We start from the raw sequence: 10976 nt of genomic DNA, 5'->3' as shown, positions 1-10976 counted from the left end.
CAGGTTCGACAAACTCGGCGTCAACTACCAGGCCACCCTCGACCTGGTCGAGATGCTTGACTGGCTACGCGCGGTCCCTGACGGACATGATCCGCGGGACAGAACCTAGCCGGCTGGCTTGCCAGGCCGAAGTCGGTAGCAGCACCCACGGCTTCCCTAGTACTTTGAGCGTTCCGAACGTCGCCGCGATGGGGAGCTGACGATGACGCTGGGCACCAAAGGCTCGCGTCGGATCGCTGTTGATGGCGTTTCGTATCGCTGGCGGATTCGTCGTAAACCGACCTATTGCCAAGCAATGGGCTGGTCGGCGTTCACCTTCGCCGTCGGCCTTGCCGAAGCTACGGGCTCGACGCTGGTGGTGACGATGCCATTCGCACACCCGAGCAACTGGATGCAATTGCCGAGCGGACCGGTCACTCCGGCCACCGTTGAAGCCAGCATCCGTCACGCCCTGGCTGACGGCTGGCGGCCCAACCGACCCGGGCTGCCGCACATACTCAGTGAGTGGGTTTGTCGGGATACAGCGATAACGCCTGATCCCGATCGTGGCTAAGAAGTGGTCGCTGCCGGTGCAAGCAAATGCCAGATTCGGCTCTGTGAAAGTGAGAGTGTCGGCGTTGCCGGTTGAAGTTCCGGGGGCATTCGCAGGAGGCAACCGATCGGCGATCTTCCGGAGCCAGACCGAAACTCGAGGCGTCTCGTCGCAGGTGAGGGCTGGATAGCGGAAGCTCCACGAGGCACCGCCGGCCTTGGCATTCCCCTCGATTACATGCCAGCTGAACCGTTGGCCTGGATCCTCCGCATCGGGGAACTGGTATCCCGAGACACGCAGCTCCAGGTGGGTGCCGCCGGTGTCGCTGAGGTGCACCTGCGCAGTCTGACACAGCAGACCACCTACGGCGCACCGAGCACGCATCGCGGCAGAAGAGGACGTTGCTATGAACCGGTGGAAGGCGCTGGCCGGAGTGGTTCGCCATTGACTTCCGTTCTCCCGGCCAAGTCCCACCAGAGCGTTTCGTCTTCGACGACGTACGGATGCCACTTGCCTACGGTGCCACCTTGTTCGAGAGCGTCCGCGATCGCTGTCAGATAGGCGCTCAAGGACGGCCAGCCATCTGAGAAGTCCGCAGGATTGGAAGTCGCCGCCATACCTAGTCGTCCGCAGCGCGGTCCAGGTCGCATGTCGATGACTTGCAGGCCGTAACCGGCATCGCCGAACGGGAGCCAGAGTTCGTGCCACCAAGGCTCGGCGCTGGGCGCATGGACCGTGAAGCCGTCAACGTCAGGCGCGATGTCCATCCGGATCTCATACTGCTCGCTGATTTCCTTGACGGCGAGCGGCTTTGCTTCCGGGAACAGGTTTGCCTGTTCAATCAGACCGTCGTGGCGTAGTAAGGACTCGACGAGCTCTGCCGGGAAAGCTACGCCTGTCTGAACCTCCGTAGCCATGATCAGGTCAGACGTCGCCGGGCCGGCGAGTCGGGCGCCGCTTCTCGGGGTGTGCTGGTGCAGCCAGCCCTCTATCCGGATCCAGGCTTCTGTCACGGTCGCCACGCAGCAACTCTATGACCGCCGACGCGAACGCCATCTGGCGGTCACGAACGTTACGGCACCCTCCTACGACGCCCGCCCGATCAGCGGCAAGAGAGTGAGTCGACCGCGGCTGTGGAGATCGGCTCTGGGACACGTGCGCGGCGATTAGGTGGCTGAGAATCGCTACGCTACGTCCGTGGAACACATTGTGGAGATCGCCATCGCGGGGTTGGGTGGATTAGCCCTGCTCAGCCGGGGCATCCTGGTCCTGCTCCGTGGCGAGAACCCGATCGTGAAGGCCACGGGGCGGACATGGCGGAATGCGGGCGAAGCCGGCATGTTCTGGCTCCTGCTCGGATCTGCGATGCTGCTTGTCGCGTTCATGTGGATCAGCGCCGCCACAGGGTTCGCCGGCCCGGACGGTCTGGTCGGGCCGGAGTTCGGGTTCTCTATCAGCTTCGCGCCCGCCCTGCTGTGCGTCATCGCCGTTACGCGCTACCGGCCTCGCAAGGTCACTGACCTGCGCAGCAATTCATGATTTCAAGCGGGCGACCGCTCGTTCGGCGTGATCAATGCCAGCGATAATCCGGTGCCGTGGGTGGACCAGCACTCTCAGCGGCATGTCCGGGTATTCGATCGCGGCGCGGCGAAGGACCAGGCATCATCGTGCGATGACGGACCGCAAGTCGGTGATCATCCTTGTCGACGATCTACGTTCATTCGTTGACGCCCGGCCGGCCGAGGTGGCTCGCACAAGCTCAACTGGAGTCAAGCTTCTCGACCGTCACCGGAGCCGCCGGATCGATGAGCTCTGGCTCGACCATGATCTGGGCGACGATGACACCATCTGGCCGGTCGTGGAAATCCTTGAACAGGCTGCCTTCGAGGGCCAGCCCTTCGACGTCGGTGTCGTCATCATTCACTCAGCCAATCCCGCAGGCGCCGCGAGAATGGCGCAGGCCCTCAGACGCTGGAACTATCCGGTCCGAGTCGCTGCTGGCGATCCCGCGGTGGGCTACGTTGACGGACTCGACCCCACTGGATGACCTGACGTGTCGCGTTGACCGGAAGCCGCTCCGTAGCCGGTAGTGGATGCCAAGGGACGTTACTGTTCTACCGTGCCGGATCGCCGTGAAAGTTGTCGATGGGACTATCTCCAGGATGATGTGTGGGGTGTCTCGGGGATTGCTGGCGGGATGGTCGAGCTGACCCTGCGGACCGGTCCGCCACGCCCTTTGGCAGCCACCCTCTCGGAAGCCGAACTGGCGAACGCAGCAAACGTGATGCCGAAGGTCGCCGACGCGGTACGACGCGGCGAGTTCAGCCGAATCCAGTTGGGTACGGCGTTTGACAGCGCGATCGGCCGGGATCCGTTCAAGCAGGTGACTGCTGCCCCTCGAAGCGGAGGAATGTTCCCATGGTGGGCCGACCTCGCCTACGTCGTCGTCGGCCTCGGGTTCGCCGCGAATCACAACAACCTGGTGCTACGAATTGCCGGCTGGACGCTCGCGGCGATCGCCTTCGCTGATCTCGTCACGCAGGGTTGGCGCAGACTCCGCAGCTGACATCCATTTGCTTAGCAATCGCTCACGGGGGCGGGTTGGAGAAAATCCACGTTTCCCACTCCTCGCTGGTCACCCTAATGCTGGCCTCGCCATCGACTGACAACGCAACAAACCCGATGTCATGGCCGGGCAATCCAATCGCGCTAGCACGCGGTGGCTTCCTACTCACCTGAGCCTGCAGCCAAGGTAGGCCACCTGCCCCCTCGACAGAGAGCAATACCGTGCCGGCTGAGTCAAGCGTGCCGCTGTGTGAGCTGAGGTCCCACCACGCGCGATCCAGCTGATCGTCATGGTCGGCGTCGTCGTAAGAGATCCGCATCAATGGCGTAGCCGAGGCCAATATGAAGGGCTTCCACGCCGCCATAGGGGACGGCAGATGCGGCACCTCCACGAACTCCTGGACAAGAAAGCCTGCCACGGCCACCAAGGTTCGAACGGTACGCGCCTCGACCATGCTCACCTCTCCCAGCGGTCGCGCGGCGGCGTGGGCACCCTCCCACGGTTATTGATCCCCACGATGCCACGCGCCCGAGCCGCGTCGTTTCAGTCCCTCAGAATCTGCAACTCGTCGCCCCAGCTTTCGATGACAGGCGTGAGTACGGGGATCGCGACCTGACTGTCGAATGCCGCACACGACGTTTCGACACGCTGGAAAGTCGCGCGGATCGCCGATGGGTCGCCATCCAGGGTGGCGGTCAGCAAGGCGAGCAGTTCCTCGGCGCGCCAGAGGGTAAGGGGGTGCTGGCGGAGTTCCCAGGGAAGGTATTTGTGGTACGGGCGCACCCGTCCTTCCAAGGTGAAGATGACATCCAGGAGCCAAGGCACCGACTCTGCGGCGTCCAGACGTCGTTCCAGCGAGCGTCCGTCGCGGTCGTTCTTGAGAGCGCGGTAGGCGAAATTGAGCCAGCCGTCGAGCCGGTCATGTTTGACGAGAATCGATGCGGCTTCGTCGGCCGTGACCGTGGCTTGCCGATGAAGCGCGGATGCCGACCGCCCTTCGGTGCGATCCAACAACACCGGCGCCCAAGCGAATGACCAGCGGTACCACCATCCCTCGGTGCCGAATGACGGCACCCGCTCCAGGTCAGAGATCGCGACGATGGTCTCGTCCAGCGCCGCGGAACGGCTCGTCTGGGGTCCGCGGCCACCGGTGTCGGCGAGCACGGTGAAGACATCGAGATCCGATTTCTCCGTCGCCATGCCTCGACCTGCTGAGCCGGACAAGACCAGTCCCACGATATTCTCTCCGTAGTCCGCTTCGTTGCGACGCACCAAGTCTGCGAGTACGTCCCGGTGCTCGGAAGAGAGGCTGGGTGGCAGTTGCAGCGCATCAACCTGGTCAGTCACAGTCGCCACGTTCACCCCTGGAGGTCGGCGTTGCAAGCGATTTGCGCTACGGATCTGCGCCCTCTCTTCGGCATGTGAGGGCACCTGCGACACATCACGATTCGCGGTTGAACAGGTGCTTTGACCAGACGTAGCTGCCCAGGGCGATCACCGCGCACCACGTCAACGCGATCCACCAGCTGTTGCCGATGGGCGTACCCATGAGCAGGCCTCGCAGGGTCTCGATGATGGGAGTGAAGGGCTGGTTTTCGGCTATCCATCGCAGGCCCGCCGGCATCGAGTCGGTGGGGACGAAGCCGCTGCTGAGGAAGGGCAGCAGGACCAGCGGCATGGGCAGGTTGCTCGCGGTCTCGACGCTGTCGCTCACCTGGCCCAGGGCGGTCGCCAGCCAGATCAGGGAGAACGCCACGACCAGCAGGAACCCTGCCGCTGCCAGCCATTCCAGCAGGCCCGCCTCGGGGTGGAAGCCGGCCAGCATCGCTACGCCGGTCACGATCGTGACGGCGATCGTTGCCTGGATCATGGCGCCGACGACGTGGCCGGTCAGGACTGAGACGCGGGCTATGTGCATGGTGCGGAATCTGGTGATGATGCCTTCGGTCATGTCGGTGGCGATCGCGATGGCGGTGCCCTGGACCGTGGACGTGATGGTCATCAGGATGATCGCGGGGGCCACGTAGTTGGCGTAGGCCGAACGGCCGTCGTCGGCGGCCGCGCCCAGGCCGGCGCCCAGCGTGCCGCCGAAGACGTAGACGAACAGCAGCAGGAAGACCACGGGCATGCCGATGAGCAGCAGGGTCATCGACGGGTAGCGCAGCATCCGTTTGACGTTGCGGCGCAGCATCGTCGCCGAGTCGCGCAACGGGTAGAAGGGCAGAGCCTGGGTGGTCATGGTGATCACCTAGCTTTCGACGAGACGGTGGTCAGGGCCAGGAACACGTCGTCCAGGTCCGGGGTATGCACGGACAGTTCGTCCACCTCGATCGCGCGGTCGTCGAGGTGGCCGATCAAGTCCTTCAGGGCGCGCAGGCTGCCGTCGCTCGGGACCCGCAGCGCGAGGGTGTCGGTCTCGCGGGATGCCTGGCCCAGGACCGCCATCGCCGCGTCGAGGCTCTGCGGCTCGGCGAAGCGCAGCCGGACGTGTCCGCCGGGGATGCGGCGTTTCAGCTCGTCCGGGGTTCCCTCGGCGACGATCCGGCCCTGGTCGAGGACCGCGATCCGGTCGGCCAGCTCGTCGGCCTCCTCCAGGTATTGCGTCGTGAGGAAGATGGTGACGCCGCCGGATACCAGGTCGCGGATGATCTGCCACATGTTGCGCCGGCTGCGCGGGTCCAAGCCGGTGGTCGGCTCGTCGAGGAAGATCAGCTGCGGGCTGCCGACCAGGGTCATCGCCAGGTCGAGGCGCCGCCGCATGCCTCCGGAGTACGTCGACACGGGCTTCTTGCCGGTGTCGGCCAGGTCGAACTGGTCGAGCAGGTCAGCGGCGCGCCGGCGGCCCTGTGCCCGGGGCAGGTGGTGCAGATCCGCCATCAGCGTCAGGTTCTCCGCGCCGGTGAGCAGGTTGTCGACGGCGGAGAACTGGCCGGTGACGCCGATCGCGGCACGGACCGCGTCCGGATCCCGGGCCAGGTCGTGTCCGGCCACCCGGGCCTCGCCGGCGTTCGCACCGAGCAATGTGGACAGAATCTTCACGGTGGTGGTCTTGCCGGCGCCGTTCGCGCCGAGCAGCGAGAACACGGTTCCGTGCGGCACGGTCAGGTTGATGCCGTCGAGCACGGTGTGCTCGCCGAACGCCTTGCGAAGCCCGGACACCTCGATCATCGTTCGCCTCCTCGGTGGATGGTGATGTCGCCGTACGTGGTGCGGCCGCGGACCTCAACCGTCTCGTCGGTCGCGTCCGGCCCGGGGGAGTTCTCCAGGAGATTGCGTACGCGTCCGAAGCTGGTGTTCACGTCGAGCCATGCCGCGGTGCCCGAGGCGATGCCGACGTCCAGGTTGCCGAGTGCCGTCTCCAGCACGACCGACCCGCGAGCCACCGAGCCGAGCCGGACGCTGCCGTTGGACGACTTCGCGTCGGCCCCGGCGCCGGCCTGCTCCACGGTGATGTCGCCGTTGGCGGCGCGTACGCGCACCGTCCCGGTCACCGCGGCGATCGTGGTGTCGCCGTTGGAGTTCTTGAGTACGGCATTGCCGTCGATCTCGCCGACCGTGATCCGGCCGGTGCCGGTGGCGATGTCCGCGTCGCCAGCGATGCTGGTGGCGGTGACGTCACCGGCTGACGTCCGTACGCGCAGCGCGCCCGTCTGCTCCACCGAGACGTGCCCGGCCGCGGTCTTGAACCGGGACTCGCCGAGCCGGCCGGTGGCACGCAGGTCACCGAGCTGGACTTCGGCGGTCACCCGGGAGTCGGCGGGCAGCTCGATGGAGACCGTCACCGACTTGGTCTTGTGGGAGAAGTCGAAAACGCGCTTCGGGCCGGTGACCCGCAGCGTGCCGGTGCTGAAGTCGACGCGTACCTGCTGGGCGGCCTCGACGTCGGAGTCGTTGGCCTCGTTGCTCGGGCGGACCTCGACGATGGTGTCGACGCGGTCGCCGGCGGCGATGGTCACGTGGCCGACGCTGAGGTCGACCGCCACGGAAATCGGCTCGGATGTGTCGAAAATGGGCATGGTTGTCCCCACGGTTGTCGGGTCTCTCAAAAGATGGAGGTCAGCGGACCCAGCCGGTGAAGCCCTGCTTGGCCTTCCGCGGCTCGGCAGGCTGGTCGCGCTCGGGGCGTTGCAGAGCGGTGGCGGCCGCGCGGACCAGCCAGGCGTTCACCGAGCGGCCCTCCTTGGCGGCGGCCTCTTCGATCGAGGCTTTGAGCTGCTCGGGAAGGCGCACGTTGATCCGGGCGGCGGGGCCGTCCTCGGAGATCGGCGGCTCGGAGCCCGCGGAGGAAGAGGCGGGAGAGGCCGGAGCGGCAGAGGCGGGCTCCAGAACAGCGGGCGTAGTCACCACGAAATCAGGGTCGCGGCCGCGGAGACGGACCTCGACCGAGCCCGGGGCCAGGTCCTGGGTGATCTCGTCGGCGGCGGCCGACAGGGCGTCGAGCAGCGTCATCCGGATCGCTGATTCGAGCGGCCCGGTCAGGCGCTCGACCAGCGCGCGGGAGTCCTCGCCGCCGGCTTCGGCGAGGGAGGCGAACTCCCGGCCGAGGTTGTTCACGTACGTGGTCAAGTCCATGACACCACTGTGGCACAGCTATGGCACCACTGCAAGCCATGGTGGTGCCATTTTGGCACCACCATGGCTCCATGAAAATCAGGGCGTGGTGCAGGCGAGCGTCGGAGCGGTGTTGGTGCTGGTGAACGTGCCGGTGAAACCCCAGCTCGTGGACGCGCCGGCCGCCAGTGAGCCGTTGTAGCCGAGGCTGCGGGCGGTGACGGTGTCGCCGGAGGTGGTGATCGCGGCGTTCCAGGTGCTGCTGAAGCGCTGGCCGTTGGGCCAGGTCCAGGTCACGGTCCAGCCGTTGATCGCGGCCGAGCCGGCTTTCACGGTGACGGCACCCTGGAAGCCGCCGGGCCAGGAGTTGGAGACCGCGTAGGTGGCGGTGCAAGCACCAGACGGAGGGGGAGTGCTGGGTGAAGGCGATGACGAGGGCGAAGGCGATGACGAGGGCGAAGGCGATGAAGGCGCCGGTGACGACGGCTGGCTTCCGAAAACGGTCGCCTCCTTCGACGTCGCCTTGATGCCATTGGCACCGTTGAAGATCCGCTGGCCCCACGTCGTCAGTGCGGCCGCGTTGAAGTTGGTGACCATGTCGAGATATTCGACGCCGCCCCCGTTGCCACTCCACGACCAGCCCAGATAGCCGATTCCGCGCGCCTGCGCGGTGGCCAGGATCGTGTCCTCGTCCGGATTGCCGTCCGAGTGGTCGAACCCGAACTCACCCACCACCACCGGCAGCCCGGCACTCTGGAACCGGCCCAGATAGTCGGTGATCTCCGCGGCGGTGTCGAACACCCCGTACATGTGGATGGAGAAGACGGTGTTGCGGTTCGGGTCGGCGGCGAAGACCGAGGCCGCGTTGTCACGCATGATGAACTGCCAGTCCTGGCCCCAGTTCGGCGCGTCCACCATGATCTGGTGCTGGAATCCGGCGGTGCGCAGCCGGGTGATCGCCGACTTGGTGTCGGCGGTCCAGGACGACGCGGCAGTGCCGTTGCCGTAGGGCTCGTTGCCGATGTTCAGGATGACGAAGCTCTCCTGGCCGTCGAGCGCGGACTTCACCGAGATCCAGTAATCCACGGCCTGGGCGAGGGTAGCGGCGCCGGACTGCTCGCCGTACCCGGTGGTGTCGTGCACTTCGAGGACGCAGATCAGCCGGTTCGCCTTGCACTGGCTGATCACGTTGCTGACGTCGGACGCCTCGTTCTTGGTCCAGCGCTGGCCGCTCGCGAGCACGACGCGGACGGTGTTCGACCCGAGGGCCTTGGCGCCGGACAGTGACGACGAAAGCTGCGACGGGTACCACGTGTGGGCGTGGTTGACGCCGCGCATCACGAACGGACTGCCGTTCGCATCGACGATGGTCGTACCGGACACGCTGAAGCCGGTGGCGGCCTGAGCGGGTTGTGCGGCGACGAGGACGGCCGCCGCGCAGGTGAGCAGAGCGGCCAAGCCGCCCCACCATTTCGATCTCATGGGGATTCCTCCTGGGGGACGCAGGATTCGGGAGCGCTCCCAACATGCGCCGAGGCATCCACCCCTGTCAACGTCCGGAGGGGAGAAACTTAAGCCATTTAAAAATCCCCCGAACGTACGCGTGAAACGGTCACCCCCGGGCCTGCCGGAGCGCCGCCACCACCATGCCGAACAGCGCCACGCCCGAGCCGACCCCCGCGATCAGCCCAACCGTCGCCGCCGACTCGGTCAGGGCCCAGGCCGCGAAACCGGCCAGGCCGAGGACCGTCATCACGGCGCCCAGCCAGTGGTACATCGGCATCCGCCATGCCCAGGCCAGGGCGAAGAAGTGCACACCGACCACAGTGGCCACCCAGGCGACCGAGACCTCGTTCAGCTCCAGCACGCCGTTGATCACGTAGAGGCCGCCGAACAGCGCGATCACCTCGACGGCCACGACCAGCCAGTAGCGCCGGTCGGTGAATCCGCGGACATCCGGGACGGTGCCGGGCGCGGCCGCGGTCCGCACGGTGCGGAAGAGCGCCACCAGCAGGGCCACCGCGGCGATCACCCCGGCCAACCGGATGATCAGGGGCCATGGCGAGGACAGGCCGCCGCTGTTGACCAGGATGAACACGGTCCCGAACGAAATCGCCACCAGGCATCCGGTGACCAGTCCGGTTGGTCGGGCATCAGACGTCATGCGGCCGATCCTAGGAAAGATCGATCCTATGTGGGGGGCTGGAGCACGAGCGCCGCTGCTCCGGTCGCCGACGCGGTCGACGCTGCCAGGGACACCGTCACCGTCACCGCGCGGTGCCACGTGCGGCTGTCGGCGGGGGCGATGCGGCGCTGGATGGCCGGGCCGTACACGAACGACGCCGCCGCGAATCCCGCTCCGGTGAGCACGACCAGGTCCAGGTCGAGCAGGTTCACCACCGACTCTGCCGCGGCCGCCACGTACCCCGCGGACTCCTCCAGCAGCGCGCGGCAGGTGGGTGCTCCGGCGCGTGCCGCGCGCGCGATCGCCGCGAAGTCCGCAGACACACCCCGCGAGGTGCGTGCGAGTCCGGCTTCTGCCGCGGCCGCGGCATCTGCCGACGCCAGAGCGACGAGGGTACGCGGACCGGCCACCGCCTCCAGGCAACCTCGCGAGCCGCACCAGCATTCGGGGCCTTCCGGGCGTACGCAGAAATGGCCGAACTCACCGCCTCGCAGGACCCGGCCTTCGATGATGATGCCGGCGCCGAGCCGGCCGCCCATGTGCAGGGCCGCGAAGGCCCGTTCCGGGCCGAGCCGGGCGACCCAGTGCTCGCCGACCGCGGCAGCGGTCGCGTCGTTCTCCACCACTACCGGCAACCCGGTCGCCGAGGCCAGCCGCGCACCGAGTTCATCCGCTTCGTCATGGGGTGCGGGAGAAGCCGCCGCGCCGGCCAGGCCGATGCCCTGGCAGCGGGCCGCGTCGACGCCGGAGCCGGCGAGCAGCACCGCGACGCCGGCCGCGAGCTCGTCGGCGGTCGGTGGAGTGCTGGTCGGGCGGGCCAGGCGGGAGATGATGCCGCCGGTCTGGCCGGTCAGCACGAACGTGGCGACGCCGGCGTCGAGGTGGACGCCGACGGCGATCCGGGCGCCCGGATCGAGGCGCAGCAGGGTGCGTGGTTTGCCGGCGGTGGGCTTGCGGCCGTCCTCGATCACCAAGCCGTCGTCGAGAAGGCGGCGTACGGTCATGGAGACGGCGGCCTCGGTGAGCCCGGTCGCGGCGGCGAGTTCGACACGGCTCAGCGGCTCGGCGGCCCGGATCGCGTCGAGGATCGCCTCCCGTGCCCGTCCTCTGGCCGAGCGAACCATGACGGACCCCCTCGTTGA

Annotated in this window: 14 protein-coding genes and 1 pseudogene; 4 read left to right on the top strand and 11 right to left on the bottom strand. The window is 66.9% G+C overall.

Annotated features, from left to right (window positions below; genetic code table 11):
• Positions 1–202 precede the first annotated feature (202 nt).
• Complete coding sequence (locus tag B0I29_RS20030) at positions 203–553, top strand: hypothetical protein (protein WP_111650527.1); 351 nt, start codon at positions 203–205, stop codon at positions 551–553.
• A 42-nt stretch (positions 554–595) separates the two neighbouring features.
• Here the strand turns inward: B0I29_RS20030 and B0I29_RS47810 are convergent.
• Both B0I29_RS47810 and B0I29_RS20025 read right to left on the bottom strand, forming a co-directional pair.
• Positions 596–916: pseudogene (locus B0I29_RS47810) on the bottom strand (WapI family immunity protein); the annotation flags it as partial.
• Between the two features lie 20 nt (positions 917–936).
• Entirely contained in the window at positions 937–1554 is a 618-nt protein-coding gene (locus tag B0I29_RS20025) for an SMI1/KNR4 family protein (RefSeq protein ID WP_111650526.1), read from the bottom strand.
• A gap of 187 nt (positions 1555–1741) precedes the next feature.
• On the opposite strand from B0I29_RS20025, the gene B0I29_RS20020 reads away from it, so the two are divergent.
• From B0I29_RS20020 to B0I29_RS20010, 3 genes are all read left to right on the top strand, one after another.
• Positions 1742–2071 (top strand): hypothetical protein, encoded by a 330-nt coding sequence (locus B0I29_RS20020; protein WP_111650525.1) that lies wholly within the window; start codon positions 1742–1744, stop codon positions 2069–2071.
• Between the two features lie 133 nt (positions 2072–2204).
• On the top strand, positions 2205–2579 hold the full coding sequence (locus tag B0I29_RS20015; RefSeq protein WP_111650524.1) for a cyclic-phosphate processing receiver domain-containing protein: 375 nt from the start codon (positions 2205–2207) through the stop codon (positions 2577–2579).
• A gap of 150 nt (positions 2580–2729) precedes the next feature.
• Positions 2730–3098, top strand: coding sequence for a hypothetical protein (locus tag B0I29_RS20010; RefSeq protein ID WP_111650523.1), 369 nt, complete (start codon positions 2730–2732; stop codon positions 3096–3098).
• A 22-nt stretch (positions 3099–3120) separates the two neighbouring features.
• Here the strand turns inward: B0I29_RS20010 and B0I29_RS20005 are convergent, their stop codons facing one another.
• The 9 genes from B0I29_RS20005 to B0I29_RS19965 all read right to left on the bottom strand — a co-directional run bounded on the left by B0I29_RS20005 (position 3121) and on the right by B0I29_RS19965 (position 10958).
• Positions 3121–3552: a hypothetical protein gene (locus B0I29_RS20005; protein ID WP_146616826.1), complete on the bottom strand. Its 432-nt coding sequence runs from the start codon at positions 3550–3552 to the stop codon at positions 3121–3123.
• A gap of 89 nt (positions 3553–3641) precedes the next feature.
• Positions 3642–4445, bottom strand: coding sequence for a nucleotidyltransferase domain-containing protein (locus B0I29_RS20000; RefSeq protein WP_181557885.1), 804 nt, complete (start codon positions 4443–4445; stop codon positions 3642–3644).
• A 94-nt stretch (positions 4446–4539) separates the two neighbouring features.
• Complete coding sequence (locus B0I29_RS19995) at positions 4540–5337, bottom strand: ABC transporter permease (protein WP_111650565.1); 798 nt, start codon at positions 5335–5337, stop codon at positions 4540–4542.
• 5 nt (positions 5338–5342) lie between these two features.
• Positions 5343–6266, bottom strand: coding sequence for an ATP-binding cassette domain-containing protein (locus B0I29_RS19990; protein ID WP_111650520.1), 924 nt, complete (start codon positions 6264–6266; stop codon positions 5343–5345).
• Positions 6263–7114 (bottom strand): DUF4097 family beta strand repeat-containing protein, encoded by an 852-nt coding sequence (locus B0I29_RS19985; RefSeq protein ID WP_111650519.1) that lies wholly within the window; start codon positions 7112–7114, stop codon positions 6263–6265. The genes B0I29_RS19990 and B0I29_RS19985 overlap by 4 nt, the downstream gene beginning before the upstream one ends.
• Positions 7115–7154: 40 nt before the next feature.
• Complete coding sequence (locus B0I29_RS19980) at positions 7155–7670, bottom strand: YlcI/YnfO family protein (RefSeq protein WP_111650518.1); 516 nt, start codon at positions 7668–7670, stop codon at positions 7155–7157.
• 78 nt (positions 7671–7748) lie between these two features.
• Positions 7749–9131: a cellulase family glycosylhydrolase gene (locus tag B0I29_RS19975; protein WP_111650517.1), complete on the bottom strand. Its 1383-nt coding sequence runs from the start codon at positions 9129–9131 to the stop codon at positions 7749–7751.
• A 130-nt stretch (positions 9132–9261) separates the two neighbouring features.
• On the bottom strand, positions 9262–9813 hold the full coding sequence (locus B0I29_RS19970; protein ID WP_111650516.1) for a hypothetical protein: 552 nt from the start codon (positions 9811–9813) through the stop codon (positions 9262–9264).
• Between the two features lie 26 nt (positions 9814–9839).
• Positions 9840–10958 (bottom strand): ROK family transcriptional regulator, encoded by a 1119-nt coding sequence (locus B0I29_RS19965; protein WP_111650515.1) that lies wholly within the window; start codon positions 10956–10958, stop codon positions 9840–9842.
• Between the last annotated feature and the right edge of the window lie 18 nt (positions 10959–10976).

It is taken from the genome of Actinoplanes lutulentus (genome assembly GCF_003259845.1).
GTDB lineage: Bacteria > Actinomycetota > Actinomycetes > Mycobacteriales > Micromonosporaceae > Actinoplanes > Actinoplanes lutulentus.
The sequence above is the reverse complement of the archived record's forward strand: the minus strand, read 5'-3'. Positions and strand labels throughout refer to the sequence as shown.

Coding starts and splice junctions, on each gene's coding strand:
- B0I29_RS20010 (WP_111650523.1), top strand. CDS start 2,730: ATGGTCGAGCTGACCCTGCGGACCGGTCCGCCACGCCCTTTGGCAGCC.
- B0I29_RS19980 (WP_111650518.1), bottom strand. CDS start 7,670: ATGGACTTGACCACGTACGTGAACAACCTCGGCCGGGAGTTCGCCTCC.
- B0I29_RS19965 (WP_111650515.1), bottom strand. CDS start 10,958: ATGGTTCGCTCGGCCAGAGGACGGGCACGGGAGGCGATCCTCGACGCG.
- B0I29_RS19970 (WP_111650516.1), bottom strand. CDS start 9,813: ATGACGTCTGATGCCCGACCAACCGGACTGGTCACCGGATGCCTGGTG.
- B0I29_RS20005 (WP_146616826.1), bottom strand. CDS start 3,552: ATGGTCGAGGCGCGTACCGTTCGAACCTTGGTGGCCGTGGCAGGCTTT.
- B0I29_RS19985 (WP_111650519.1), bottom strand. CDS start 7,114: ATGCCCATTTTCGACACATCCGAGCCGATTTCCGTGGCGGTCGACCTC.
- B0I29_RS19995 (WP_111650565.1), bottom strand. CDS start 5,337: ATGACCACCCAGGCTCTGCCCTTCTACCCGTTGCGCGACTCGGCGACG.
- B0I29_RS19975 (WP_111650517.1), bottom strand. CDS start 9,131: ATGAGATCGAAATGGTGGGGCGGCTTGGCCGCTCTGCTCACCTGCGCG.
- B0I29_RS20030 (WP_111650527.1), top strand. CDS start 203: ATGACGCTGGGCACCAAAGGCTCGCGTCGGATCGCTGTTGATGGCGTT.
- B0I29_RS19990 (WP_111650520.1), bottom strand. CDS start 6,266: ATGATCGAGGTGTCCGGGCTTCGCAAGGCGTTCGGCGAGCACACCGTG.
- B0I29_RS20015 (WP_111650524.1), top strand. CDS start 2,205: ATGACGGACCGCAAGTCGGTGATCATCCTTGTCGACGATCTACGTTCA.